The following is a 25,314-nucleotide window of genomic DNA, read 5'->3' as shown; positions in this document are numbered from 1 at the left end:
TGTGGCGGTTTAGAGGGATGTGATGACGACATGAATGAGCAGCAACCTGATCTTAATGAGCCAAGAAAACCAACCAAACCCAAGCCCGCGTGGGTTGCGGTCTTGGCTATTTTGGTTGTCAGTATCCTTCTTTACGGAGTTTACAAGCTTGTGCCAATCTATGGCGGTGGCAGGGACTTTGCGCGCTTTAAAGCGGGCTCCCTCATTGGTCTACAGATCGCCGATCAAGCACCGGCCCAGCCCGCAGAAACCTTCATCGGACCAGACGGAAAACCCATTCAATTGGCAGCTTTCAAAGGTAAAGTGGTGTTGGTCAATTTGTGGGCGACATGGTGTGCGCCCTGCGTCACCGAAATGCCGACCTTAGCGGCCTTACAAAAGGGCTTAGGCGGTAAGAACTTTAGTGTGGTCGCGATCAGCGTGGACAAAGAAAATACAGCAAAGGAAGCCAAAGAAGAATTAGCCAAGCTCAGCAAAGGGGCATTGCCTTTTTATCATGACCCAAAGATGGCGATTGTCTACCCTTTAAAAGCGCGCGGCTTCCCGACTTCCATCCTCTATGACCGTCAGGGCAAGGAAATCGCCCGTCTTGCCGGGGAAGCCGATTGGAATAGTGCCGAAGCGCGCGCATTGATCAAGGCGGCGATCGATCAATCCACGTGAATACGAAGTGCTGCAGCTGCGGCAAAAGGGGCTAAGGCCAAAGCACCCAAAACCAAAGCGCACAGGAATAAAAACGGTTGGCTCCAGAGTGCGCCGTCTAACGCGAGGTTAGAAGAAGCTCCCGCCCCAAAAATCACGCTTGGCGCATAAAGGGGTAACACCAATAAGGATACCAAAAGCCCGCCGCGCCGTGTGCTGGCACCTAAAGCCGCCCCAATCGATCCAATCAAAAAAAGACCAAGACTTCCAACACTTAATTGAAAACATAAGGGGCCAATCAATTGGGGCTCTACCCGCACCAAGAGCGCACCAATAGGGCTGATTGCCAAAAGAGGCAAAGCGGTCGCAACCCATTGCCCAATGATTTTGCATAAAACATGCAAGCTTTGGGGCATATCCGATAGCAGCATTTGGTCCAGCGTGCCGTCTTCAAGGTCGGCTTGAAACAAGCGCTCAAGGGAAACAAGACTGGCCAAGGTCAAGGCCAGCCACAAATAGCCAGGCCCGATCTTGCCCAAGCTTTCTGGTGATGGGCCAAGGGCAAAGGGTGCAACCATGACGGCACCGGCGAAAAAGCTGGCGGACAAAAAAGCACCCCCACCACTACCCCAGCCCAAGCGAATTTCACGCCCAATAAGCGCTAGGCAGCCGCTCAATAAACTCATGATGCTAGCGCCATCGCAGCTTGGCCCAACCACAATATTTCCATTGGCCGTCCAGGTAAGGGGTCATGGACGGCCGCAATCACAATACCGCCTGCGCTTCGGTGGTCATCCAGTAAAGCACCCAAAAGCGTGCGCCCTTCTTGGTCAAGGGGTGCAGCAGGCTCATCTAAAAGCCAAATGGGACGTGCTTCTAATAAAAGCCGCGCCAGCGTTGCACGTCGGCGCTGTCCGGCTGAAAGCACCCCGCCGGGCAAGCCACTTTGATGGATCAGGCCAACTTGGTTTAATACCTCGTCCACCCGCTCCCTCTTGGCCCCAACGATGTCAGCCCAAAACCGCAACTGTTCGAACAGACGCTCACTCGATTTGATCGGATCTTGATGGCCCAGAAACGATCGCTCGGCCAATGTTTCTTCCCTTGCAGGGCCTGCTTCTTCTATGGCGATACTGCCAGCTGCGGGTCGATGAAGGCCGCCCAGAGCGCGGAGCAAAGTGGTTTTCCCGCTGCCATTTTGGCCTTGAATGGCAAAAGCACTCCCCGGTTCAACGCAAAGATCAAGCCCATCCACCAAGAGCCGAAAACCGCGTTGTAACCTAAGCTGGTTTACCACTAAGCGGTGGCAAAAGCGGGCAGGTGAAAAAGCCGACGTCATGGCTTGGCCCGCTTAAGCACAAAAACGGCCTCCTCCGAGAGCCAGTTTAGGGTGCTGCTGGTGCGTGATGAAGGGGCACTGGCGCGTCGTGCGGCGATTGAAGTTACAGATTCAACTTCAAATCCGTTTTCCTTGGCCAGATCATCAAAGTCAAGCAAAGTGCATAAATGCACGTTTTCGGTTTCATGCCAACTATCCGGTAAGCCTTGGGTCACAGGCATCCGGCCGCGTAATAAAAGAGACAGACGCACTTGCCAAAAGCCAAAGTTAGGTAAGGAAACAACCGCCTTAGCACCAATTCGGTGCATTTGTTGTAGGATCATTTGGGGTCGGCGAGTGGCTTGAATGGTGCGCGACAATACCACAATGTCGAAGGCATCATCGGGATAAAGCGCTAGGTCCATATCGGCATCACCTTGCACAACCGATAGACCCTTGGCCACGCAGGCATTTACGCCGGATTGACTGAGCTCCATCCCACGCACTATGGCGTTACGCTCATTCTTTAAGCGGTACAGCAATATACCGTCACCGCACCCGACATCAAGCACCCGCGCCCCGGTCGGTACGGCCTTTAAGATGATTTCGTGGTCGGCGCGTTGTGTATGCATGGCCATGCTCACAAGCCTTGATCGGCGGCGCTGGCGGCCAAAAAACCTGCCATTGCGTCATGGAACTCAGGCTCATCTAATAAAAAGGCGTCATGGCCCTTATCGGTTTCAACTTCAAACGCGGATACTTCAACCCCGGCCCCAATCATGGCGCGTGTGATATGGCGGCTATCGGCGGGAGGATAATGCCAATCGGATGAAAACGAAACCACACAGGCGCGTCCCTTAAAGGCCTGGAACGCCTCGCTCAATCGACCATTATAGCCCGCCGCTAAATCAAAATAATCCATAGCACGGGTGATATAGAGATAGGAATTGGCGTCAAAGCGATCCACAAATCGGCTACCTTGATAGCGCAGATAGCTTTCAATTTGAAAATCGGCGTCAAAGCCAAATGCTACTTCATCGCGGTTTTGTAAGCGGCGGCCAAATTTACGGTGCAAGGCAGCGTCAGAAAGATAGGTGATATGGGCGGCCATGCGGGCAACCGCTAAGCCTTTAGTAGGCTTAGCACCAACCTTGAGATAATTGCCACCATGCCAATCAGGATCGGCCATTACAGCTTGACGACCCACTTCGTGGAAAGCGATATTTTGGGCAGAGTGGCGTGCTGCTGTCGCGATGGGCATGGCCGCACAGACGCGTTCTGGCCTAGTTGCTATCCATTCAAGGACTTGCATACCGCCCATAGAGCCACCGATCACGCTAAAGAGCCGCTCAATACCTAAATGGTCGACCAAAGCCGCTTGCGCACGCACCATATCGGCTATGGTGATTACGGGAAAGGATAAGCCATAGACTTGTCCATCAGGGTTTTTGGAAGAAGGGCCAGACGTACCCATACAGCCACCCAGCACATTGCTACAAATCACAAAATAACGGTGGGTATCGATGTTTTTACCAGGCCCTACAAGATTGTCCCACCACGCCGCTTGGCCTGTGACCGGGTTTGGGCTTGCAACAAACTGATCCCCTGTCAAAGCATGGCAAATCAAAATCGCATTCGACTTCGCATTATTGAGCCTACCCCATGTCTGATAGCCAATATCAAGGGGTGCCAGGACGGCCCCACTATCTAAGACCAAGCCTTGGTCTAATCGGAGGGTTTGCAAATCGGTGTTCATCGTGACAAGGCGATAGACGGACTTTAAGAATTGGTCGAGAGGGTACTCGATTTTCATCCAGTCGCCTGACCATGGCTTAGCGTTTGCTTACTGGCCAATTTAGGGAGAATAAAACCATGAACAACGGTCATTCTGTGTTGGAAATGGCAAAACAGTCTTTCTATGACATGAAGCTGACACCTTTGTCGGAGGAAGCCATTGGGGAAGGCGAAGCCCTAATCGCGATTTCCCGCTTTGCGCTCACCGCGAACAATGTGACCTATGCAAAATTTGGCGACGCTATGGCCTATTGGAACTTTTTTCCCGCCAGCGCAGAACATTTGGGGCGCGTGCCTGTGTGGGGCTTTGGTGATGTTGTGGCTTCAAAAGTGGAAGCTGTTGTGGTCGGCACCCGTGTGTACGGATTTTTTCCCATTGCCACGGCCCTCAAGGTTCAGCCTATCAAGATCAATGCCCTCGGCTTTCGCGATGGTGCGCCACATCGCCAGGCTATGGCCCAAGCCTATAATCATTATGCCGTGGTAACCCCAAAAGATGGGGAAACCGAAGGGCGCATTGCACTGTTTAAGCCGCTCTTTACGACGGGTTTCTTGCTCGACAATTGGATTTTTGAAGAGCATGTGTGGGGGGCTAAAACCATTATTTCGTCGAGCGCTTCAAGTAAAACAGCTTTGGCCATGAATGCGTGTTTAAAGCGCAGCGGTGGGGTCAAACTTGTTGGGCTTACCGCCCCTCAATCCATCGGCTTTGTCGAAGCGACGGGTTATTATGATGAAGTGGTGAGCTATCAGGCCATCGATACATTGCCGGTCGAGGCCAGTGTTTTCGTCGATTTTGCGGGCGACCCAAAGATAACCCGTGACCTTCACACCCATCTGGAGGATCAGCTAAAAGCCTCCATCATTGTTGGCGGTGCGCATTGGGATGCGACACAGGGTGCCTCCTCCCCTTTACCGGGGCCAAAGCCACAATTCTTCTTTGCACCCACCCATCTGGCAAGGTTGAGTCTAAGCTTGGGTGGGGCAGAATTGAACCGCGAGATCGAGACGGCCTTGGTCCTTTTTATTCAGGACTCACAAGCTTGGCTCGACATTGAAGAGACTTTTGGCTTTGCGGGCGCAGAGCAGGCTTGGAAGCGCCTTCTTGATCATGAAGTTGCGGCCAAAACGGGTATCATGATCCAATTATAGGAACTGATGCTCCTATAGGCAGACTTTCCGACAAAGATAAGGATTGAAAGACCATGATATCAGATTTTCCACTTGATTTTGCCCACTTCAAAAAGACCTGGCGGCCCAACCAGTTTTTGGCACTGCCCAGCAGCTTTAAGGCGGTACAAGAGCCCGACATGCTCTCACCAAGCTTTAAGGCCAGTGCGACCGAGGTTATGGAAGCTTGGCAGGAGGTTTTGCTTAAACAGCCGCGGGTATCCAAGATACGTCAAGCAGGCTTACAAATTGAGGTGATTCAAAAAACGCCATTGGTAGGCTTTCCCGATTGGATCACGGCCCAAGGCCTTGACCTTGGCGACGCCATGGCATCCATCTGTGTATTCTCGCGCTCAAAATATGGGGTTCGTGATTTTGGCGTGAATGAAAAGCGCGTGCGTCTCTGGCTCTCGTGGCTAGCGCAGAAACTAGCGTTGGCAGACTGATTGTGAGCGTGGCACGCTTTTTTTGGAAAGTCCTAAAGCGGCTTGGCTTAATAGTCATAACTGGTGTCTTGACTTGGGCGGCGACGGGGTTGGCAATGGCTGGTGGGGGATGGGGGACACCGCCGCGCGGTGTGATGATCGAACTCGATGGGCGCAAACAGCGCCTTGTCTGTGAAGGAAAAGCCAAGCCTGGAATGCCAACCGTTATTTTTGAATCAGGGGCTTTTTCGGGTGCTGCTGATTGGGGCTATCTGCAACCAGAGGTCGCCAAACATGGCCGCACCTGCGCATATGATCGCGCGGGGATCGGTTGGTCGGAGGCATCCAGCGGCCCGCGCGATCCTGCAAACCTAGCGCGTGAACTCAAGGCTTTGCTGGTGACTGCTCAGGAGACAGGGCCCTATATTCTAGTAGGTCATTCGATGGCGGGATTATTAACTCGCTCTTTTATCAGCCAATTTCCAAATGAGGTGGTGGGCTTAGTTCTCATTGATGCTGCAGACCCAAGTGCCATTTCCATTCCAGAGGCTCAAATCTGGATCAAGCGCTACCAAGACCTTGCCCGTCTGGGTTCGACCTTAGCGCATCTTGGATTACTGAAACCCTTAGCCCCCTTTTTGGCTAATCCTATTGGGTTAAGCGGCATCGCCTTGAAGGAAAAGCGGCGTATGTTTGGTGCCCCTTCGCATATGCAAGCTGCGGCAGCTGAGATATTAGCGACAACCAAGGGGGTAGAGTTGGCTTTCGCGGCTGACCCCCATTTAAAAGCAATCCCTGTTGCTACCATAACTGCGGGGACAAACACCCCAAGTCGGCAAGCTTGGAAGGAAGCTCAGTCGCGTGCCGCCCGTCTCTCTCCACGTGGAACCTCGCTTCATATTGACGCGGCCAATCACACCACCATCCTTGGCCCCATCTTTGGTGGTGGCGTTGTAGAAGCGATCGAGCGAGTCCGCCAAGATGCCATTTTAGATCTCGCTAAACCATCATAGTCTAACCCTTTTATTTTAGAAGATAACCAGCATCAGGTAAGGCGTTCTTAACTCTGATCAGGATAAGAATTAATGTTCTCTAAGGATGCGAAGCGTGGCGATTAATCAACGATCCCCTCAAAAGCTCGATTTGTCGTCGATGTCGATCTTAGTTGTTGATGATCAGCCTTTTTTTCGAGTGCTTTTAACTGAGATTTTGCGCAATTTAGGGGTTCGTAGTGTTTCAGTGGCGGTGGATGGTGAAGACGGTTTTGCCGCGTTTGATTCTGTTCGTCCCGACATTTTGATCACAGACTGGATGATGCCAAAACTAGATGGTATTGAGTTGACCCGTAAGGTTCGGGCACTCCAAAATGATCGATTAAAATGCACACCAATCATTCTGGTTACAGCAAATAATCGTAAAAGTCAGATCGAATTTGCCCGCAATTCGGGTGTTGATGAATTCATTCTTAAGCCGGTTTCGGTAAAATCTGTTTGTGATCGCCTAAGAGAGGTGATGGAAAAACCACGTTCATTCATTGATAATCCCGGTTATGCGGGCCCTTGCCGGAGGCGTCACACCGACCCAGAATTTAGGGGACCATATCGTCGCTATGGAGATCCAATGGAGATTGCAACGGAGCAAGACATTGTGGAATCCATGCGATCCATTATGGGCGTTTCCATTGCACGTATTGGCCTGTTGCTCAATGGTCAACGCGATGGACGAACCGATACTTTGGAGCCAATGATGCGTGCAGTTAGTGAGGTTCGCTCGATTTCTGAAGAGATTAAGGATGTTCATTTATCCCGTGTCGCTGAGTTATTGGCTTTGTATCTGGGTCGTTTTGGCAGAGACGGCGTGCCACGCACCGATATCGTCCAGACACATTTAAATGCCATTGATGTTTTATTTAGATCTCCCGATATGCAAGGCCGAATGCGTGATCAAGTTCTAAGTGGTCTAGAAGAAGTGGTTGCCAAGGCCCAAGCTGCCTAAAGAATTGTGTTATGATCTTGGACCCAAAGCACTATAGGTATAGGCAGTAAGGTGCGCAATCTCAAAACAGGCGCGTCGCGCATTAACAATCCCATCCCTATAGGCCGTAAACCCGTGCCCCTAGATGTCAATAAAGCATTTCAACGCTCACCCATACTACTTTCATCAACCTGGCATAAGACTGGCTTTGATCAAGAAGTGGGCCATGCCCAGCGGTAACCATAATGACAGGGGCTAGCCCTTAAGACTGGGTGCCAAAGCTGGTGAGATCTTTAAATCGTCTGCTTGGGCGTTGGCGGGCAGATAATTGGCCATAAACCAGTCCATAATGCGCGGATAAGGCAAAGGCGTCGGCACAGCTTTGCATTGAGGCGTCCCGTTCAAGGATCGTGGAGGCGGGAAAATTTAAGAACTTTAGCATAGGTGGTAGCAGGACGTGTCGTTGCATTTCTTGGTCAATGATTGCTCAAAATGACCCCCCATGGGATCCCCGCCTAAACTGTCTTGATCCTTGAGCGCACCAAATTCAGGTCCATGAGCACGCTTAGATCAAAGCCTCAATCGCATCGTTTAAGTCCGCTGGCCAAGGACGTTCTGGTGCCAAGCGATTGTCAACCGATAGGACGGAGCCCGCAATCGACTTGGCAAAGATGACGCAAAAAGCAGGGCTGGTTTCAAAAGAACCGACAATTCCTCCGCCATAATGAAAAGAAACTAAAATCGGAATGTCTGGGTTTTGTGCGCTTGGCCGATATGAAAGTGCAGGAAAATCTCGACCTTCAAAGGGCAAGACATGGTGGGCGTAGTTTACGCTGGGCTCTGCTCTACCACCAAATTGCTCAACCAGCTTATCGGTACCAGCGCACATTATGTCGGCTTGCACAACATCTGGTCGTGGCTGTTTGGCATCTAAAGCGGCGATGAACTGAAAACCAGGATCACTTATTGTCCATCGCGGACACTAGGTCGGCCACCTGGTTTCGCAACCAGTGCAAGTGCTGATAGCTTTTACATCAGATTGGCTGTCCATTGTTGCGTTTTCAAGCGGAGTCTGACTTTGAATAAAATGAGCGCCACCGATAACAAAATGCGCGGCAAATTGGGCCGCTTCTTTAGGATCATCAATCCTGCCGCGTAGTAATCTATCCCCAATCTCTTGGGCAATCCCGATACAAGCGGCGGTCAATAATTCTGGATCGACATGGATAAGATGAAATTGAGTAGCAAAAGATATGATATCAGCCTTGAGTTCATCAAACAACGCGTGGCTTTCAGGAGTATCAAATCGCACCTTGGTCCATTTGGGTACATCCACAGCATCGCGGGTCGTCGGTTGATTTTGGATCAAAAAGTGAAAATAGGCAGCAAACGCGGAAATTAAAAAGGCTTTAAAGTCATCACCCGCTTGTTTACGCGCTGCGCGCAACAATGGTTTAAAGCGGGTGACACCATCATCATGGAGCGCATGGAACACTTCTTCTTTGGATTTGAAATAATTGTAAAACGTACCTGATGCGAGTGAGGTACGGCGAATGATGTCGCGAACGCAGGTGGCCTCATAGCCTAATTCGGCAAAAATCTGTTGCCCAGCTGCCAAGATAGCAGCCCGATTGGCAAGCTTGGTGGCCTCGCGTTTTGAGACGGGCTTCGCAATAGATTTGCTCAAGCGCTCCTGCGCGCTAATTTGGTTGGGTGAAGAAGTGGTGGAAAGCATAAGTGGATAGGCTTTCTAGTTAAGTGTAAGATGCCTGTTCAGCGTTGTTCTTAATCATGAGTGGCAAAAAGATGACAAAGCGTCAACTATGACACCATTCAAGTCGCAGTTTTGTGCTGCCCTGGAGATAAAATGATCGACGATGTACCAAGTGCCCCCATTACTCAAAAAGTAACCATTTGGTTTGATGGTGGCTGCCCCTTATGCCTTCGCGAAATTGGTTTATACCGCCGCCTAGACGCAAAGGCCCAGCGCATCGACTTTGTTGATTTAGCAGGAGACGCGCCATGCCCTTTAGACCGTGCAGACATGCTGGCGCGTTTTCATGCTCAGGAAGAGGGAAAACCACTGGTGTCGGGAGCGGCAGCCTTTGGCGCGCTGTGGCGCCACGTAACCCCCTTGCAGCCCTTGGGCTGGTTGGCCCAAGTGCCCATCATTTTGAAGCTATTGGACTATCTTTACGGCCAGTTTCTGCGCATCCGTCCGCGCATTCAGGCTTGGTTTGTCGATCATGAAAAGCGCTAAAGGCAAATCCGTCGCGAAAGCCCATCTGCCTGATAAGCCGTGTAAAGCGTGTGGGCGGCCTTTTTCGTGGCGCAAGAAATGGGCACGCGATTGGGACCAAGTGCTTTATTGCAGCGACAAATGCCGCGCGACGTCAAAGGGCTAAGCCTTCTTCACCCGCTGGACCAGATAAACGCCAAACAATAAAATCGCCAAAGCTGCAAAGGTGGTAGGCGGCAAAACCTCGCCAAAGGCAATGGCCCCAATACCAATCGACCAAAAGGGTGCGAGATTGCCAACATTGGACATAAAAACCGCCCCAACCCGGCGTATGGAGAGCACATACAAAAGATTAGCCAGCCCGGTCGATAAAGCACCCAAGGCCAGAATCGCACCCATTTGATAGGGCTGAACCTGCACCCCTTGGCTTGGCCATGCCGCAACCGCAAAGGGCAGGGATAAAATGGCGGCGATCAGGACAAAGCCAAAACTCATCGCCACAGGATGCAAATTGGGACTAACGAGGCGCATCATCACGCTTGTCGCGCCATAAAGAACCGCAGCGATCAGAAGCAAGACCTGAGGGATCAAAGGTGTGGCGCCAATCCCATGATCCATCAAAGCAGGCGCGAATAAAAGGCATACCCCGCCAAAGCCTAACGCAACGCCAAGCGCTCGGGCCCAGTTTAAGCGCTCTGACTTCACCAGAAAATGGCATAATAGCGCCACCGTCAAAGGGGCGGCGGCGATGTAAATGGCTGCTAAGGCGGAGGGGACGGTTTTTTGCGCCGTTGAAATCAGCAAGAAAGGTAAAAGTGTCCCCGTACCACCAATCAGGGCCAATCGGCCCCAAGTTTTTTTATCCGAGATCGAGGGCAATGTGGCGCGCACCCAAAAGCAGCCAATACCCAAGACACTGGCCCCAATCCAAAGTCGGCATGCAACCAAAACGGCTGGGGGAAGTGCCCCAACCCCGATATGGGTGCCTGCATAAGCAGAGCCCCATAAAATGACGAGCACGGCCAAAAGGCACCAGTCGATCAAGCCGGGACGCACAGGGTTTATGTATTCATTCACCCCATGGACGTGCCATGCGCCGCTGGGGCGCGCAAGCCCCATCGCATATCAATTGGAAGCTGGATTAGCACGGTCCCAGGCCATAACGGCGCGCGCGTCGCGCGGTGTGATGTCGGGGAAGCCTGGTAAGGCTGTTGCGGGATCAAAAAACTTCCAAGATCGCGCGCATTTGATACCGGGCGCGCGCTCAAACACCACCGCAATGCCCGCAACGTCTTCAAGCCGGAAGGCATGCTCTGGGCCTTCGCCATTTTTCAAGACCAAATCTGACGTGATGCAAAGTTCGGATAAATCCACTTCACCAATGGCGGACCGCACGCCGTCTTGGGTGATATAGACAATGGGCGCCGCCTCTAAGGAAGAGCCGATGACTTTGTCGCGGCGCTGCACTTCCAATGCTCCGGTCACCACACGGCGCACATTACGCAAATGCTCCATCCGGTTGGTGAGCGCGCTATTGCGCCATTCTTCTGGGTCGGTTTGCATCACCCGCAAATGGATCGAGCCTGCGTCTGGGAAACGTGTGCTCCACGCTTCTTCGGTGGTAAAGGGTAGGATGGGGGCCAGCCATACCAGCATGCGCTCAAACAATAGATCAAGCACCGTTCGGCTCGCTCGGCGGCGCAGACTGTCCAGTTCATCGCAATAAAGCGCATCCTTGCGCACATCGACATAAAAGGCAGAGAGATCAAGATTGGCGAAATCAACCACCGCCGATAAAGCCCGCTTAAAGTCATAATCTAGCCAAGCCGCGCGCACTTCTACGCCGACTTCGTGGGCGCGACCCAACAGCCATTGTTCCAGCATGGGCATATCGGCGTAAGCGACTCTTTCTTCAGTGCTAAAGTCTTTGAGGCTTGCTAGCATATAGCGGATGGTATTGCGCAGCTTGCGGTAGGTTTCACTCGCCTGATCAAGGATGGTTTTGCCCAAGGCCAGCTCATTGGTGTAATCGGCGGCGGCAAAAAGGAGGCGCAGGATTTCCATGCCGTTTTGGCGCAAGACGTCTTCAAGCTCGATCCCATTGCCGAGGCTCTTGGACATTTTACGCCCCTGCTCATCGACGATCATGCCATGGGTGCGCACCGCTTTATAAGGCGCTTGCCCACGCGTGGCGCAGCTTTCAAGAAGGGAAGATTGGAACCAGCCGCGATGCTGGTCAGAGCCTTCAAGATAAAGATTGGCTTGAGCGTTTTCGCCATAGCGCACACGGGTCACAAAGGCGTGGGTACACCCAGAATCAAACCAAACATCGAGAATATCATCGACTTTTTCATATAAGGACGCATCATAAGCCTCGCCCAAGAAGCTTGCGGGATCGGCGGTAAACCAAGCGTCAGCTCCACCTGTGCGCATGGCTTTGAGGATGCGGGCATTGACCGCTTCATCCTGCAAAATAGCGCCGGTTTCCTTATGGATGAACATCACCAGCGGCACGCCCCAGGCGCGTTGGCGGCTGATCAACCAATCGGGCCGCTCATTCACCATCGCCGTAATCCGGTTGCTGCCCGCCTCATTGCCCCAATCAGTGGCCGCAATTTCAGCCATCGCGACCTGACGCAGGGTTTTACCGCCCAAATGCGCAACAGGCTTATCCATGGCGATGAACCATTGGGGGGTATTGCGATAGATCAAAGGCGCCTTAGAGCGCCAAGAATGGGGATATTGGTGGGTTAAGCGCCCGCGCGCCAGAAGCTTACCCGCTTCAATCAAAGCGGCAATGACGGCACCATTGGCGGGGCCTTCTTTACCGGCCTTTTTGCCTTCCAATTCCAGCACCGCCAAGCCCTCAAAGCCCGGCGCTTCCTTGGTATAGCGGCCGTTTGCATCAATGGTGAAAGGGATGTCGGCTTGGGGCAAGCCCGACTTCATCCAGACCAGATAATCATCGGTCCCATGGCTGGGGGCGGTATGCACAAAGCCTGTGCCGGCATCGTCGGTGACATGATCGCCTGCAAGTAGGGGGACTGAAAACTCATAGCCGCCCCCGCGAAATGGATGGGCGCAGGCGGCAGACTTTGGATCAAAATCACCGACTCGGCGGGCCACCGCGATCTTGGCCGCATCAAACACATCATCCTTCAATCGGTCAGCAAGGACCAATCGTTCGCCAGGAGCTGCCCAAGGCTCAAACGCCAAATCCGCCTGCATCGCTTCAACTTCATAGACGCCGTAGGCAATATCGGGTGAATAGCTCACGGCGCGATTGCCGGGAATAGTCCAAGGGGTCGTGGTCCAGATGATCAGGCTCGCACCCTCACTTGGACCCGATACAATCGGAAACTTAACCCAAATGGTGGGGCTGACTTTTTCTTGATATTCGACTTCGGCTTCGGCTAGCGAAGTGCGCTCCACCGGGCTCCACATCACAGGTTTGGAGCCGCGAAAGACCAAACCTGCTTGCACCACCTTCAAGAATTCTTCCGCGATAATGGCTTCTGACTCATAATTCATGGTCAGATAAGGGTCGTCAAAATTGGCCAACAGGCCCATGCGCTGGCGCTCTTCGCTTTGAATATCCACCCATTTTTGCGCATAGACACGGCAGGCGGCCCGAAACTCCGCCGCGGGCACTTCATCTTTTTTGCGGCCTTTGGCGCGAAATTCTTCTTCAACCTTCCATTCAATCGGCAGACCATGACAATCCCAGCCTGGCACAAAATCAGCGTCATAGCCCAAGGCCTGACGGGTGCGGCAGACAAAATCCTTCAAGCTATTGTTAAGCGCGTGGCCGATGTGGGAATGGCCATTCGCATAGGGGGGGCCATCATGATAGATAAAGCGCTCCCGGCCTTTAGAGGCTTCGCGCACTTTTTGATAAAGGCCCGCTTCTTTCCAAGCCGCCACAAATTGGAGCTCTTTTTGGGGCAGGCCCGCGCGCATAGGAAAGCTTGTGTCAGGCAAAAAGATCGTCGGGCGATAGTCACGTGGCTCTGTGGTCATGATTCCGGTCTTTATTAGCGTGCTGCTCGCGTGATGGGCAGCTTGGTCTCAAAAAGGGTGTTTGGCGATGTCGTCCCGGCGCGCGATGTTGGTTCAGCGGCGTGCCGGGCTGATAATTCGTATGGCGGCTAGGGCGGCAAAGACAGGGCTCATGCGCTAGCTCTAGACCAATTCAAAGCCCATGTTAAGGCGGGCTTCAGCCCACTGGCAGTGCGGTACTATTGACCAAAATAACCGTCACTTGGCTGCGATCTTGAAAACGGGCATCGCGTAAAAAGCGCGCCCACGGCCCGCTATGCCCTTCTTCTGGCGTATATCGGCCAGCAACCACCATGCAGCCTTCTGAAGAAAAGCGGTCAAATGGCTCCAAAAGGGGCGTTTCGGCGCAATGAATATTGTCGTCCATCGTCTTATCCACACTGGCCCCTTGCATCCCAGTGGGCGTGGTGGCGCGCAAAGCCGGTAAAGCGCCTGCACCTCCACCCACCCCATTTTGGCGCAGAGCACCCACAATCGCAAAGTCAAAGCCATATTTTTTATAGTTGGAATGACTGCCCGGCGTATAATCAAAAATGCCCGGCAACAGCATATTGGCGGGCTGCACGCCCAAAGCCGAAGAGACAATGGCTGTGCGATTGGGCACGGTGGAGGCTGCATAGGCCGATACTTCTTGGTTGATTGGATCCCAAACACCAATGGTGCAACAAAAGTTCAAATGGTCGGGTGGGATTATGGCAAGACTATATTCTTGTGCAAAACCGTTGCTTGGCCGGGGCGGGCGGGCACCACGGACCGCAAACACTACGGGCCCGTCTTTTAAGGGACGTTCACCAATATGGGCGCGTAGCACAGCGTCAGAAACCAAAACCCCAGCCCCAGAGCGTGCACCAAAACCTGGTTCTGTTAAAGCGCGCACAGCGAGCCAGCGTTCTGGCGTTACACTTTCTTGCAGGATCGTCTTGCGCCAAGGCAGGCCAGCTCCACGCACCAATGCGGCCTGCGGGCTCTCCCACTCCAATGGGTTTGCAATCAGTTGTGGACGCACTGAACTGAGCGGCAGTTCTGGTTCTGGCGTCAGAACGGGTGCAACTTCTGGTTCAATGGGAACAGCCGGTGGGGGCGGGGGTGGTGTTGTTACCACGGGTGGTTTTTTGTGAGCGTTCAGCCAAGCCCAAGCGCCCAAGCCCGCTGCTGCCGCAGCACCTGCGCCACCTAGAATAATGCCGCGTCTTCTCAAGCCACCACCTGCCAAGGTCTAGACATCCACTTCGGCCTCCAGCGCGAATTCTTGGATGAACTCACGTCTGGGTTCAACAATATCTCCCATCAGGCGGGTGAACATACCGTCCGCCGTATCGGCGTGATCGACAAAGACCCGCAACAGCGAACGGGCTTCTTTGTCCAATGTGGTTTCCCACAATTGCTCGGCATTCATTTCGCCAAGTCCTTTATAGCGCTGGATAGTGATACCCTTGCGCCCTGCGGCCCGAACTGCTTCCAACAATGCCAATGGTCCATGGATATCAGTTTCAACTTCACGGCGTTTTAGTTTGGCCAAACCGTCATAAGCGCCAGCCATCGCGGCGGCACGCTCTGCCAAACGACGTGCATCTGCAGAAGCCAACACATGTTGATCAAGCTTGATACGCTCAGTCACGCCGCGCACTTCGCGGATCATGGTCAGGCCCGTTTCATCAATCGTTACAGACCAGGTGTTTTCGCCTTCATCCGCCAATTCATTGAGGCGGACGGCCAATTTGGTGGCAGCCTTACTACCTGCGCCAATTGTTAGAGCGCCTGCTAAAGCCGCTTGCTCCAGCGCGAAGGCCGGAAAACGGGTAGCCAAGCGGCGGACAGTGGCCTCAAAGCCTTCCGCGTCTCTTACCGTTGCCAAAAGATCAGCACCCAAACGACCCTCGCCGTGGGCAAGGGTTAGGATGGTTTCGCTTGTGCCCTCTTCAATCAGATAGGCTTCTAATGCGGCATCGTCTTTGAGATAGCGTTCAGAGCGACCTTTAGAAGCTTTATACAAGGGCGGTTGAGCAATGAACAAATGCCCACGTTCAATCAATTCAGGCATTTGGCGGAAGAAAAACGTCAGTAAGAGCGTACGTATATGCGCGCCATCGACATCAGCATCGGTCATGATGATAATTTTATGATAACGCAATTTATCAGGATTAAAGTCATCACGGCCAATGCCGGTGCCCAAAGCCGTGATCAAAGTGCCAATTTCTTGGCTCGATAACATCTTATCAAAGCGCGCGCGTTCGACATTTAAGATCTTGCCACGCAACGGCAAAACCGCTTGGAAACCCCGGTCGCGGCCTTGCCTAGCAGAGCCACCGGCTGAATCGCCCTCGACGATAAAAATTTCAGATTTTGCGGGATCGCGCTCCTGACAATCGGCCAATTTACCGGGCAATGAGGCGATATCGAGCGCGCTTTTGCGCCTGGTCAACTCACGGGCTTTTTTTGCCGCCTCACGCGCTGCTGCCGCTTCAACAATCTTGGCCATCACCATTTTTGCAAGGCTGGGGTTTTCCTCAAACCAAGCAGTCAATGTCTCACCAACGGTATTTTCTACGGCAGGACGCACTTCTGAGGATACCAACTTATCCTTGGTTTGGCTGGAAAATTTGGGGTCTGGCACTTTGATGGATAAAACGCACGTTAAGCCTTCGCGGGCGTCATCGCCGGTAATATCGACCTTTTCGCGCTTGGAAATCCCAGATTTTTCGCCATAAGCATTGATGACGCGGGTCAGTGCACCACGAAAGCCCGCTAAATGCGTGCCGCCATCGCGCTGGGGTATAGTATTGGTGAAACACAGCATTGTTTCATGATAGCCATCATTCCACTGCAAAGCGGCTTCCACCATGATGCCATCGCGCTCACCGCGCACAACGATCGGCTTTTGGGTGACACTGACCCTATTGCGATCTAAATGCTCAACAAAGGCCTCAACCCCGCCATCATAACGCATAATCTCTTCATAGGGTTCTGGCCCACGTAGATCACGGAACCGCACTGTGACGCCAGAGTTCAAAAACGCCAATTCGCGCAAGCGGTGCTCCAAAGTCTTGCGATCAAACTCCACCATGGTGAAAATGGTCGGCGACGGCCAAAACCTTACCCGCGTTCCCTTTTTCCCAGCTTCAACGGGGCCAACAAGGCGCAAAGGCGCTTTGGCTTCGCCCAATGCAAAGCTCATCGTGTGTTCTTGGCCGTTGCGATAAATCGTCAGCTCTAACAGGTCAGACAAAGCATTGACGACCGAGACGCCAACCCCATGCAATCCGCCCGACACTTTGTAGGAGTTCTGGTCGAACTTACCTCCTGCATGCAACTGGGTCATGATCACTTCGGCTGCCGATACGCCTTCTTCGGTATGGATTTCGGTTGGAATGCCGCGGCCATCATCTTCGATCTCGGCAGAGCCATCTGCATAAAGGGTCACATGGCACATGGTGGCGTGGCCGGCCAATGCTTCATCAATGGCGTTATCGACGACTTCATAAACCATGTGGTGCAGGCCTGAACCATCATCGGTATCGCCAATATACATGCCCGGTCGCTTGCGAACGGCATCAAGACCCTTGAGCACCTTAATCGAGTCAGCGCCATACGAGGCCTGGCCATTGGCATCGCGGCCATTTTCATCAAAGCCTTCGGCGTCAAAAACGCGAAAATCCCCTCCTTCAGGAGCATCGACATGAGGGGTTGCTTTGGTGGCGTTTGCGCGATTGGCAGTTGGAAGATCGCTCATCAGGTGTTACTTTTCTCTCACTCTATCAAACGGGCATTACCCGGAGACACTTCAAATAAGCTTGCACGTGAACCAAAGGCCTCAAACAGGCTTTGATCCGTGCCGGTTAGCCAAGCCTGACCTGGAAGTGCTAGTAATTCTTCGCACAAAGCGGCGCGTCTAGCAGGGTCAAAATGGGCTGCGGCTTCATCGAGCAACACTAACGGATTCGGCCCACAATAGCCCGAACTTTTTGCCGTTGGCAGCCCGGAGGCAATTCGGCGAGCTTGTGCTAATATCAGGGACACTACAAGGGCTTTCTGCTCACCGGTTGAGCATTTTTGCGCCGCCATTCCAGAGGGGGTGTGCACCGCAGTTAAGTCCGATCGATGTGGGCCATCCAACGCCCGCCCTGCCGCCGAATCACGGGCGCGACAATCATGCAGTAATTGCGCAAAATTGGCTTCCGCTTCGCTGGCACTTGGGGTTTCTCGAAGACCATTTTCAAACGCGCCATCAATGGCCAATTGCGCTTTAGGAAAAGCGCCATCCGGGCGCTCGGTAATGAAGGTTTGTAGCGCGTCAATCGCTTCAAGCCGGGCCATGCCCATCGCAACACCGGCCGCTGCTGCTTCAGCCTCGATCAGGCGCAGCCATTTAGGGTCCGGGCTGGCATCTGCGAGAAGTCTGGTGCGCTCACGCAGGGCTTTTTCATATTGGGTCGCTTGTTGGGCATGTTCAGGCGCAATGGCAAAGACAAGGCGGTCCAAAAACTTACGTCTCTCCCCGGCCGGGCCAGCAAACAGTCGGTCATAGGCGGGGGTCAGCCATAATAGGCGTACGGTTTGGGCAAGCTCTTTTGGCCCAGCGTCCTTGCCATCCATGCGGGCGACGCGCCTGTGTCCAGATAGTAGACGCTCTAAGCCCACCCCAATGCGGTATTCTTCCGTACCAAGCTGTAATAAGCCCGCCACAGCAAAAGGGCCACCATCTTGGGCTTGGCGCGCCATTTCGTCCAAGTCGGCACTGCGCAAGCCACGTCCTGGACCTAACAGCGATAGGGCTTCCAATATATTGGTTTTACCAGCACCATTGGGCCCAAATAGACACACAGGCGCATCCTTGGTTTCAAGATCCAGCCTAGCGTGGTTGCGAAACTGGGTGAGGTTGAGCCGACGCACAAAGGCGCGCGACCCTGATGAACCAGTCAGGATCACACCCGCAACGGCATCAGCACAAACAGAGCATTAGGATCGTTGCCGTCGCGCACCAAGGTTGGTGAGGCCGCATCCGCAAACTCAAAACGCGCTTCCCCTGTGCCAATCTGGCTGGAAATATCTAATAGATATTTGGCGTTAAATCCGATTTCGATGGTTTCAGACTTATAATCGGCTTCAACCTCTTCAGTGGCGGCCCCGGTTTCTGGGCTATTGACTGCTAGGACCACTTTTGAATCGCCAACGGTAAGCTTGATGGAGCGTGAGCGCTCTGCCGCCATGGTTGCCACACGATCCACAGCACGCGAAAACTCATCATTGCGAACGGTCATGACCCGCGAATTTCCTTTTGGAATGACCCTTGTGTAATCTGGAAACGTACCATCGATCAGTTTAGAAGTTAGGGTTGTGCGTCCAAAGGAGAATTGAATTTTAGCTTCAGAAACCGCAATTTCGACTTCTTCCCCGGCGTCTTCCAATAGACGACGCAATTCTTGCACGGTTTTGCGCGGGATGATGACGCCACTGACGGGGGTTGTGCCTTCAGGTTGGGGGTGATCGGCCAAGGCAAGTCGGTGCCCATCTGTTGCCACAGCGCGTAAGGCAAGGCCTGAATCACCTGTCGCCGAATGAAGATAAACGCCATTGAGATAATAGCGGGTTTCTTCGGTTGAAATCGCAAAGCGTGTTCGGTCGATCAAGCGCGCCAAAGCGCTACGCTCTAAGCTAAAGCGGGTATCAAAAGTTCCGCTCGACATAGCCGGGAAATCACCCGCCGCCAGTACGGGCAAATTAAACCGACCACGTCCTGCCGTGACAGTCACCCGCGGATCATCCGACGATAAGTCTAAACGTACTTGCGCACCGTCGGGTAATTTGCGCACGATTTCATACAATAAATGCGCAGGTACGGTGATAGCGCCAGCGCGCTCAACATCTGCCTCTGCCCCATCTATGATTTCTATATCCAAATCGGTCGCGGCAAAGGTCACGCTTCCATCATGCGCTTCAATCAAAACATTGGATAAAATAGGAATTGTATTGCGCCGCTCCACGACATTTTGCACATGCCCCAGAGCTTTTAAAAGCGCTCCGCGTTCGATCGTTAGGCGCATACCCGAACCCGCTCCTCATGAATTGTGTTGTCATTGGCACCAGAAAACGCAAGCCTGCTCTACTTGGTACATGAGATAGATTGATCTCATTGATTCTGACCAAATAGAAGCAACACTTTGCCCGATTTTTATCCTAAGATGCAATGACTTTAGGCGCTATTCGGTAATCTTGCGGCCAATTTCCTGCAATTCAGCAGCAAATGCGGCATCTTGGGCGGCTAAATCTTCAATGCGCTTTACCGCATGCATCACGGTCGTATGATCACGCCCACCAAAGCGTTGGCCAATATCGGGAAAAGATCGGCGCGTCAGGCGCTTGCAAAAATACATAGCCACTTGACGTGGCCGTGCCACAGCGCGGTGACGGCGCTGGGAGACTAAATCCTCTATCGTCATGTCATAAAAGGCGGCAACCCGTCTTTTAATGGTCTCATCGGGAACCGACTTTTCGGGCGGGCTCCAATTTCCCGCGAGTGCTTCAACCACCAATTCCATACTCGCCTCCCGGCCTATTAATGCTGAGGCCGCAAATACTTGTTTAAGGGCACCTTCAACCGCGCGCCCGGTACCAGTAACCCGCGCAGCTATCAGATCAAGGGCTTCATCGGGTAAGTCAAAGCCACCCCGACGTGCATTGAGCTCACTGGTTTTGCGTTTTGCGATCGCCCGGCGTAACTCAAAATCGGGCTCATTGATTTTGGCAATAAACCCACCTTGTAACACACAGCGCATCCGCGCATTTAGACCTTGCAGGCCATCAATGGCCACATCGGCGCTACACACGACCGTGCGTCCGCGCGAAATCAAATCGTCTAAGGTCTGGAAAAATTCATCCTGTGTCGCAGTTTTTCCACAAATCAGCTGCAAATCATCGATCAATAATAGATCAGCACCTCGCAGAGCTGCTTTGAAGGGAATGGTTTCACGTTCCCGAAGGGCGGCTTGAAATTCGTTTAAAAAACGCTGAGCCGTGAGTAATAATACCCGTTTTTTGGGCGATTTTTCACGAATCTGGGCTACAATGGCTTCTAAAAGATGGGTTTTCCCAACACCATGCAACCCATGAAAATAGACAAGGTCGCCAGTGGAGGGACCTTCGGAAATGCCACGTGCAATGGCAACAGCAACCCGATTAGCTTCACCGACCTCATAATTGGCAAATGTCTTGGCAAAAGCCGATAGCTCAATGGGTTCTAGCACTCCACCAACATCTTGGTGGCTGGTGTGAGTTTCGCTGTTAGTTTCGCAGACATCTTGATGAAGATTAATGTCAAGGTGTCCGTGGTTTAGGTCAAGATCAGCCACAACAAGCTTTACCCGCCGCCCAGTTGGATCTAGAGCAGACCAACGCGCTTGCAGGCGATGTAGATATTCGGTGGTGAGGCGAGATACAGCATAAGCATTGGGAGCTGCAAAGGTCACCGCACCCGCATCAAGTGCCACAAGCCGTAATGGTTCAATCCAAGCCCGATAGGCATCCCCACCCAATTCACTGCGCAAGCGTGGTAATGCGTTCGCCCACAAGCCCAGCGCACTCGATAATTCCAAGTTTAAATTGCATGCTTGCGCAGATGGGTTCTTTGCTGTCTCAGCCATAAAAGATGCCCCATCTTGAGAGGGAGCATGCGATGCAACCAAGCCCGTTGGCGTCACTATGTTTGAATGCACTCCATAGTTCATCTAACAAAAACCCCACCAAATCAAAATTTCGTCGCACACCAACTTAAAGCAGGTCCTATGAAAGTAAGCCCTATGATTGCATCAAAGCCTAATTTTCATCCTTGACCCGTCGAGACCATGACTACCCATTATATGGGTAAACATCAGTCCCCTAAACCTACAAACGAACCCAAATCAGAAGCATCATGGATTTCACATCCCATATCGCCCCAATATGATCGAAGCCCTTTAAATCAGATCATATCATCTTGATTGAATAATCATGATCATATCATCGTGACATTAAGACTCTGGGCCTTAAGACTCTGGGCCTTAAGACTCTGGCCCTTAAAACCCTGACCTTTAAGACCCTGGCATTTAGCACCCTAACATTTAGCACCCTAGTTTTAGAAACCTGACTTATGAACCCAATTGGATGTTAAGTCCCAATTGGAATTTGAGTCTAAAAGAACATGGCACTTCGCAGTCAACTTCCATCCAATCGAGTGGCCCCATAATTTCTTGCGTTCATAAAAAGAGACACATTTCCGCAATCGTCTTACGACGTTGAATGAAATAAGTCCGTTCCAGAACGACGATACCTTTTATAAGTTTTAAATAGGTTGGCGTCGTGACCAAACTAAAGCCTACACAGCGTCAGTGTGCAACAGTATTTTATGCCTTTGTCAGGTGCTTTTTCCCGTAAATGGGGGCTGTGATTCGCTTGACATGTGAAGATTCTCAATGATCAGCGAGACTTAACACAATGCTACAAAAAGCAGTCAACTCCACAACCTTGTGGATAAAGCTGGGCGACTTAAGAAAGTCTAAAAAGACCATTGAATCAGGATGTTTTAGAGTGCCCATGGGATGGGCAGGTAAAGTATCTTACCAGCACAAACAACCGCATACGTTCAATGGCGGATGTTAAATAATGGTGCGTTTGATAGTCTGTATACGTCTTAGGACAATTCAATCATAATGGGGAGAATTATACATGCCCTCAGCCTTATCTGGGAGATGAAGACATGGCGGATTGATACTTAAGATTTTAGTTAGGGTCGAAGCGCGATAGCTTTTACCCGCTGTGCCAGACGTGACATTTTGCGGGATGCGGTATTGTGGTGGACGACACCCTTTGTGACTGCGCGCATAATTTCTGGTTCAGCCGAGCGCAAGGCAGCAGTAGCTGCAGCGCCATCACCAGAAGCAATCGCCTCTTCAACTTTACGAATAAAGGTCCGCATGCGCGAACGGCGCGCAGTGTTGACCAGAGTGCGGCGCACGATCTTACGGGTCATTTTTTTGGCGGAAGGCGTATTAGCCATCGATCATTCCAATTTAGACTGTGAGTGGAGTGGGCAAGCAGCTACCCAAGAGGGAGTGGTCTATGCCCAAATGAGGCGTAAAGGTCAAGCAATAAAGCCTGGATTTCATCAGCGACCTTTAAAGTGCGCGGGCCTTTTTTCGCTAAAGGCTATCATGCCTTCTTTTTGATCTTCGGTTCCAAACAAAGCGTGGAATAGACGCCGCTCAAAGCGTACCCCTTCTGCCAAAGGCGTTTCAAAGGCGCGGTCAATGGCCTCTTTCGCGGCCATCACAGCTAATGTGCCATAGCCTGCAATGAGTGTTGCGGTTTTGTGGGCTTCTTCTAATAAAGCGTCTGCGGGCACTATGCGTGCAACAATGCCACACCGCTCTGCCTCCGCCGCATCCATCATGCGCCCGGTTAAAATCATATCCATGGCTTTGGCTTTTCCTGCTGCACGGGCAAAGCGCTGTGTACCACCAGCGCCTGGAATTACACCAAGCTTGATTTCGGGCTGGCCAAATTTGGCGGTATCGGCGGCAAGGATCAGGTCGCACATCATCGCAAGCTCACACCCACCACCCAAGGCAAAGCCCGCAACCGCTGCGATCGTGGGCTTGCGGCAACGCGTTACGCGCTCCCACGAGGCCGTGATGAAATCTTCGCGGTAAACGTCCGCAAAGCTCTTGTTGGCCATCTCTTTGATATCCGCTCCCGCTGCAAAGGCCTTGGCAGAGCCCGTGATCACAATCGCGCCGACATCGTCGCGGGCTTCAACCTCATCCAAACAGGCTGCTAATTCAGCCATCAGTTGCTGGTTAAAGGCGTTGAGCGCTTCGGGCCGGTTCAAAGTGATGGTGGCTACTTGGTCAGCGACAGCAAGGAGGATTGTGTGATAGGCCATAAATATACTCCAAAAGCGGCGTGCCTTAGGTTTGGCAGCTTGGACAAAAAAAGCTAGATCGGCCCGATTGAACCAGGCGTTGAACCAAGGTGGTGATCCCTTTGTCTTGCGCACAGTGCGGGCAAGCCAGCCCTTCGCGACCATATACGTCGAAGCGTTCTTGAAAACCACCCAAGGAGCCATCGGCTGCCGCAAAATCGCGCAAGGTAGATCCCCCAGCGTCGATGGCTTCGCTTAGAACAGCGCGGATGGCTGCTGATAATGCCACAATTTCGCTGGGCGTTACCGCGTTGCTGGGGCGGGTTGGGCTAATCCCCGCACGAAACAGCGCCTCGCATACATAAATATTGCCCAAGCCCGCAACCGTCGATTGATCGAGAAGGGCAGACTTAATCGGTGTTTTTCTGGCGCAAAGTGCTGCAGCCAAACCCGCCGCCGAAAACTGATTGCTTAAAGGCTCTGGACCCATGGCCTTAAAATGCTTGCAGCTTTCAAGCTCTGCTATTGCAACAATATCCATAAAGCCAAAGCGGCGCGGGTCATTATAAATGACTTTGGCCCCGCCCTCGACGTCAAATTCAACATGATTATGCTTGGGATCGCCCTCGGTTGAATAGGCATAATCATCAAAGGCCAAGACACCGCGCGCATCCACAATCGAAAACCGGCCTGACATGCCCAAATGCATAATAAGGGCTTCACCGCTATCGAGATAAGCAATCAGATATTTTGCCCGCCGCCCAAGGCTCGTGACGCGCCTACCCACCAGCCTGTTTGTGAAGTTGGCGGGCAGTGGAAAACGCAGATCTGGGCGATGGGCGTGCACACGCAACAGCCTTTGCCCCTCTAATGTGGGTGCAAGGCCCCTTCTGACGGTTTCAACTTCGGGCAATTCAGGCATGATATTTTGCGCGCTTAACGACTTTATGCTAGGATTTAAGAATGTCAGGAACCCTACGCCTTACCGATGAAGAACTCCAAGAGCTAGCGTGGCGGGCTGTAAGGCGCTTTTTCCCGGCGGATCAGTTAGAGCACGCAACTATTGAGTTGGAACATACTGTTTGGTCTACCCCAAGTTCTGAAACAGGACTGATTGATAGCGGTGAAGTTGTGGGGGTGTGGTTATCACATCCTAATCCAACATCGTTACCTGACCCGGATGCAACCGCTGCGGCCACGGGCCAGATGATCCAAGAGGCTGATCAAAAGGGTGACCCTAGGCTCCTGCTGCTTTATCACAAGTTTCCTAACGCGGACCTCAAACGCAAGCGCGTTGCCTAGGCTACTCCATGCCTTACTCCAAAGATCTAATTAAGAGTGCGTCACGTCTAGTTGGTGGAGAGCGCGGTCGACCCAAAGCGAGTGATTGCAACCGAGCAGTTAGCACTGCTTATTACGCAGTTTTCGACCATCTTTGCAGATCGGTTGCCAATCGGATTGTTCCGCTTGAGCGTGACAATTCAATGCCATCAGAAACCTGGATTAATGTTTATCGATCAATTGATCATGTCCGAGTAAAAGCAAATTTTGAGGCAATCTCTAGATCATCAAATAGAAATAGATCAGATCACTACAGCAACTTTGCATTGACCTTCATCACATTGCAAAATGCACGAAAAGAGGCAGATTACTTGCCAACCAAAGAATATGGCAAGACCGAAGCTGAAACCCTTATCGATCAAGCGAAGCGCGCCATTTATAATCTTGATCATATAACTAAGCACGAAGTTTCAGAAATTGTTGTCGGGCTAGTCGTAAAGCTTTCAGGGCGTTAAAGGGT

The 25,314-nt window shown here is 52.2% G+C and carries 26 protein-coding genes; 9 read left to right on the top strand and 17 right to left on the bottom strand.

Features of this window, described 5'->3' with window-relative positions; all coding sequences use genetic code 11:
* Positions 1–30: 30 nt before the first annotated feature.
* Positions 31–663, top strand: coding sequence for a TlpA family protein disulfide reductase (locus tag PsB1_RS02415; protein WP_284358808.1), 633 nt, complete (start codon positions 31–33; stop codon positions 661–663).
* Here PsB1_RS02415 and ccmB read toward each other — a convergent pair.
* The 4 genes from ccmB to metX are packed head-to-tail and all read right to left on the bottom strand — an operon-like array spanning position 651 to position 3,716.
* Entirely contained in the window at positions 651–1,328 is a 678-nt protein-coding gene (gene ccmB, locus PsB1_RS02410) for a heme exporter protein CcmB (protein ID WP_284358807.1), read from the bottom strand. The two genes, PsB1_RS02415 and ccmB, sit on opposite strands and share 13 nt — an antisense overlap.
* Positions 1,325–1,981: a heme ABC exporter ATP-binding protein CcmA gene (gene ccmA / locus PsB1_RS02405; protein ID WP_284358806.1), complete on the bottom strand. Its 657-nt coding sequence runs from the start codon at positions 1,979–1,981 to the stop codon at positions 1,325–1,327. Before ccmA ends, ccmB begins: the two co-directional genes overlap by 4 nt.
* A complete protein-coding gene (gene metW, locus PsB1_RS02400) occupies positions 1,978–2,598 on the bottom strand; it encodes a methionine biosynthesis protein MetW (RefSeq protein ID WP_284358805.1) in 621 nt (206 codons plus the stop codon). The genes ccmA and metW overlap by 4 nt, the downstream gene beginning before the upstream one ends.
* Before the next feature lie 2 nt (positions 2,599–2,600).
* Positions 2,601–3,716 carry a homoserine O-acetyltransferase MetX gene (gene metX, locus PsB1_RS02395; RefSeq protein WP_284358995.1) on the bottom strand — a complete coding sequence of 372 codons (1,116 nt, stop codon included), beginning with the start codon at positions 3,714–3,716 and terminating at the stop codon, positions 2,601–2,603.
* Between the two features lie 116 nt (positions 3,717–3,832).
* On the opposite strand from metX, the gene PsB1_RS02390 reads away from it, so the two are divergent.
* The 4 genes from PsB1_RS02390 (at position 3,833) to PsB1_RS02375 (ending at position 7,344) form a co-directional block, all read left to right on the top strand.
* Entirely contained in the window at positions 3,833–4,906 is a 1,074-nt protein-coding gene (locus PsB1_RS02390; protein ID WP_284358803.1) for a DUF2855 family protein, read from the top strand.
* 53 nt (positions 4,907–4,959) lie between these two features.
* The gene (locus PsB1_RS02385) at positions 4,960–5,370 is read left to right on the top strand and encodes a DUF1499 domain-containing protein (RefSeq protein ID WP_284358802.1); all 411 of its coding nucleotides are present in this window, start codon (positions 4,960–4,962) and stop codon (positions 5,368–5,370) included.
* Positions 5,371–5,372: 2 nt separating this feature from the next.
* Complete coding sequence (locus tag PsB1_RS02380; RefSeq protein ID WP_284358801.1) at positions 5,373–6,362, top strand: alpha/beta fold hydrolase; 990 nt, start codon at positions 5,373–5,375, stop codon at positions 6,360–6,362.
* Positions 6,363–6,456: 94 nt separating this feature from the next.
* Positions 6,457–7,344, top strand: a complete 888-nt coding sequence (locus tag PsB1_RS02375; protein ID WP_284358800.1) for a response regulator — start codon at positions 6,457–6,459, stop codon at positions 7,342–7,344.
* 241 nt (positions 7,345–7,585) lie between these two features.
* Here the strand turns inward: PsB1_RS02375 and PsB1_RS02370 are convergent, their stop codons facing one another.
* From PsB1_RS02370 to PsB1_RS02360, 3 genes are all read right to left on the bottom strand, one after another.
* Positions 7,586–7,711: a hypothetical protein gene (locus PsB1_RS02370; RefSeq protein WP_284358799.1), complete on the bottom strand. Its 126-nt coding sequence runs from the start codon at positions 7,709–7,711 to the stop codon at positions 7,586–7,588.
* A 177-nt stretch (positions 7,712–7,888) separates the two neighbouring features.
* Positions 7,889–8,227, bottom strand: a complete 339-nt coding sequence (locus PsB1_RS02365; RefSeq protein WP_284358798.1) for an alpha/beta hydrolase fold domain-containing protein — start codon at positions 8,225–8,227, stop codon at positions 7,889–7,891.
* A 78-nt stretch (positions 8,228–8,305) separates the two neighbouring features.
* Positions 8,306–9,010 (bottom strand): TetR/AcrR family transcriptional regulator, encoded by a 705-nt coding sequence (locus PsB1_RS02360; protein WP_284358797.1) that lies wholly within the window; start codon positions 9,008–9,010, stop codon positions 8,306–8,308.
* 180 nt (positions 9,011–9,190) lie between these two features.
* Between PsB1_RS02360 and PsB1_RS02355 the strand changes: the two genes are divergently transcribed.
* Both PsB1_RS02355 and PsB1_RS02350 read left to right on the top strand, forming a co-directional pair.
* Positions 9,191–9,583 carry a thiol-disulfide oxidoreductase DCC family protein gene (locus tag PsB1_RS02355; RefSeq protein WP_284358796.1) on the top strand — a complete coding sequence of 131 codons (393 nt, stop codon included), beginning with the start codon at positions 9,191–9,193 and terminating at the stop codon, positions 9,581–9,583.
* On the top strand, positions 9,570–9,728 hold the full coding sequence (locus PsB1_RS02350; RefSeq protein WP_284358795.1) for a DUF2256 domain-containing protein: 159 nt from the start codon (positions 9,570–9,572) through the stop codon (positions 9,726–9,728). The genes PsB1_RS02355 and PsB1_RS02350 overlap by 14 nt, the downstream gene beginning before the upstream one ends.
* Here the strand turns inward: PsB1_RS02350 and PsB1_RS02345 are convergent.
* The 10 genes from PsB1_RS02345 to mutM form a co-directional block, all read right to left on the bottom strand.
* Positions 9,725–10,639 carry a DMT family transporter gene (locus tag PsB1_RS02345; protein WP_284358794.1) on the bottom strand — a complete coding sequence of 305 codons (915 nt, stop codon included), beginning with the start codon at positions 10,637–10,639 and terminating at the stop codon, positions 9,725–9,727. The two genes, PsB1_RS02350 and PsB1_RS02345, sit on opposite strands and share 4 nt — an antisense overlap.
* 48 nt (positions 10,640–10,687) lie before the next feature.
* Positions 10,688–13,582, bottom strand: a complete 2,895-nt coding sequence (gene ileS / locus PsB1_RS02340; protein WP_284358792.1) for an isoleucine--tRNA ligase — start codon at positions 13,580–13,582, stop codon at positions 10,688–10,690.
* Between the two features lie 196 nt (positions 13,583–13,778).
* Positions 13,779–14,819 carry a hypothetical protein gene (locus PsB1_RS02335; RefSeq protein ID WP_284358791.1) on the bottom strand — a complete coding sequence of 347 codons (1,041 nt, stop codon included), beginning with the start codon at positions 14,817–14,819 and terminating at the stop codon, positions 13,779–13,781.
* Positions 14,820–14,837: 18 nt separating this feature from the next.
* Positions 14,838–17,351 (bottom strand): DNA topoisomerase (ATP-hydrolyzing) subunit B, encoded by a 2,514-nt coding sequence (gene gyrB, locus PsB1_RS02330; RefSeq protein ID WP_284358790.1) that lies wholly within the window; start codon positions 17,349–17,351, stop codon positions 14,838–14,840.
* A 17-nt stretch (positions 17,352–17,368) separates the two neighbouring features.
* Positions 17,369–18,547 (bottom strand): DNA replication/repair protein RecF, encoded by a 1,179-nt coding sequence (gene recF, locus PsB1_RS02325; RefSeq protein WP_284358789.1) that lies wholly within the window; start codon positions 18,545–18,547, stop codon positions 17,369–17,371.
* Complete coding sequence (gene dnaN / locus PsB1_RS02320; protein ID WP_284358788.1) at positions 18,544–19,662, bottom strand: DNA polymerase III subunit beta; 1,119 nt, start codon at positions 19,660–19,662, stop codon at positions 18,544–18,546. Before dnaN ends, recF begins: the two co-directional genes overlap by 4 nt.
* A 156-nt stretch (positions 19,663–19,818) precedes the next feature.
* Positions 19,819–21,258 (bottom strand): chromosomal replication initiator protein DnaA, encoded by a 1,440-nt coding sequence (dnaA, locus tag PsB1_RS02315; RefSeq protein WP_284358787.1) that lies wholly within the window; start codon positions 21,256–21,258, stop codon positions 19,819–19,821.
* A gap of 1,118 nt (positions 21,259–22,376) precedes the next feature.
* Complete coding sequence (gene rpsT / locus PsB1_RS02310) at positions 22,377–22,649, bottom strand: 30S ribosomal protein S20 (RefSeq protein ID WP_284358785.1); 273 nt, start codon at positions 22,647–22,649, stop codon at positions 22,377–22,379.
* A gap of 108 nt (positions 22,650–22,757) precedes the next feature.
* Positions 22,758–23,534 carry an enoyl-CoA hydratase gene (locus PsB1_RS02305; protein ID WP_284358784.1) on the bottom strand — a complete coding sequence of 259 codons (777 nt, stop codon included), beginning with the start codon at positions 23,532–23,534 and terminating at the stop codon, positions 22,758–22,760.
* Between the two features lie 25 nt (positions 23,535–23,559).
* Complete coding sequence (mutM, locus tag PsB1_RS02300; protein ID WP_284358783.1) at positions 23,560–24,435, bottom strand: bifunctional DNA-formamidopyrimidine glycosylase/DNA-(apurinic or apyrimidinic site) lyase; 876 nt, start codon at positions 24,433–24,435, stop codon at positions 23,560–23,562.
* Positions 24,436–24,476: 41 nt separating this feature from the next.
* Here mutM and PsB1_RS02295 point away from each other — a divergent pair, with 41 nt between their 5' ends.
* Together PsB1_RS02295 and PsB1_RS02290 are read left to right on the top strand one after the other, a co-directional pair.
* Positions 24,477–24,815, top strand: coding sequence for a hypothetical protein (locus PsB1_RS02295; protein WP_284358782.1), 339 nt, complete (start codon positions 24,477–24,479; stop codon positions 24,813–24,815).
* An 8-nt stretch (positions 24,816–24,823) separates the two neighbouring features.
* The gene (locus tag PsB1_RS02290; RefSeq protein ID WP_284358781.1) at positions 24,824–25,309 is read left to right on the top strand and encodes a hypothetical protein; all 486 of its coding nucleotides are present in this window, start codon (positions 24,824–24,826) and stop codon (positions 25,307–25,309) included.
* The last annotated feature ends 5 nt before the right edge of the window (positions 25,310–25,314 follow it).

It is taken from the genome of Candidatus Phycosocius spiralis, from assembly GCF_030158815.1.
Classification (GTDB): domain Bacteria; phylum Pseudomonadota; class Alphaproteobacteria; order Caulobacterales; family Aquidulcibacteraceae; genus Aquidulcibacter; species Aquidulcibacter spiralis.
Note: the sequence above shows the minus strand (reverse complement) of the source record. Positions and strands in the feature narration are given on the sequence as shown.

Excerpts from the sequence above, each read along its gene's own strand:
- PsB1_RS02415 (WP_284358808.1), top strand. The coding sequence starts at position 31 with ATGAATGAGCAGCAACCTGATCTTAATGAGCCAAGAAAACCAACCAAA.
- ccmB (WP_284358807.1), bottom strand. The coding sequence starts at position 1,328 with ATGAGTTTATTGAGCGGCTGCCTAGCGCTTATTGGGCGTGAAATTCGC.
- ccmA (WP_284358806.1), bottom strand. The coding sequence starts at position 1,981 with ATGACGTCGGCTTTTTCACCTGCCCGCTTTTGCCACCGCTTAGTGGTA.
- metW (WP_284358805.1), bottom strand. The coding sequence starts at position 2,598 with ATGGCCATGCATACACAACGCGCCGACCACGAAATCATCTTAAAGGCC.
- metX (WP_284358995.1), bottom strand. The coding sequence starts at position 3,716 with ATGAACACCGATTTGCAAACCCTCCGATTAGACCAAGGCTTGGTCTTA.
- PsB1_RS02390 (WP_284358803.1), top strand. The coding sequence starts at position 3,833 with ATGAACAACGGTCATTCTGTGTTGGAAATGGCAAAACAGTCTTTCTAT.
- PsB1_RS02385 (WP_284358802.1), top strand. The coding sequence starts at position 4,960 with ATGATATCAGATTTTCCACTTGATTTTGCCCACTTCAAAAAGACCTGG.
- PsB1_RS02370 (WP_284358799.1), bottom strand. The coding sequence starts at position 7,711 with ATGCAAAGCTGTGCCGACGCCTTTGCCTTATCCGCGCATTATGGACTG.
- PsB1_RS02355 (WP_284358796.1), top strand. The coding sequence starts at position 9,191 with ATGATCGACGATGTACCAAGTGCCCCCATTACTCAAAAAGTAACCATT.
- PsB1_RS02350 (WP_284358795.1), top strand. The coding sequence starts at position 9,570 with ATGAAAAGCGCTAAAGGCAAATCCGTCGCGAAAGCCCATCTGCCTGAT.
- ileS (WP_284358792.1), bottom strand. The coding sequence starts at position 13,582 with ATGACCACAGAGCCACGTGACTATCGCCCGACGATCTTTTTGCCTGAC.
- gyrB (WP_284358790.1), bottom strand. The coding sequence starts at position 17,351 with ATGAGCGATCTTCCAACTGCCAATCGCGCAAACGCCACCAAAGCAACC.
- dnaN (WP_284358788.1), bottom strand. The coding sequence starts at position 19,662 with ATGCGCCTAACGATCGAACGCGGAGCGCTTTTAAAAGCTCTGGGGCAT.
- dnaA (WP_284358787.1), bottom strand. The coding sequence starts at position 21,258 with ATGGCTGAGACAGCAAAGAACCCATCTGCGCAAGCATGCAATTTAAAC.
- rpsT (WP_284358785.1), bottom strand. The coding sequence starts at position 22,649 with ATGGCTAATACGCCTTCCGCCAAAAAAATGACCCGTAAGATCGTGCGC.
- PsB1_RS02305 (WP_284358784.1), bottom strand. The coding sequence starts at position 23,534 with ATGGCCTATCACACAATCCTCCTTGCTGTCGCTGACCAAGTAGCCACC.
- mutM (WP_284358783.1), bottom strand. The coding sequence starts at position 24,435 with ATGCCTGAATTGCCCGAAGTTGAAACCGTCAGAAGGGGCCTTGCACCC.
- PsB1_RS02295 (WP_284358782.1), top strand. The coding sequence starts at position 24,477 with ATGTCAGGAACCCTACGCCTTACCGATGAAGAACTCCAAGAGCTAGCG.
- PsB1_RS02290 (WP_284358781.1), top strand. The coding sequence starts at position 24,824 with ATGCCTTACTCCAAAGATCTAATTAAGAGTGCGTCACGTCTAGTTGGT.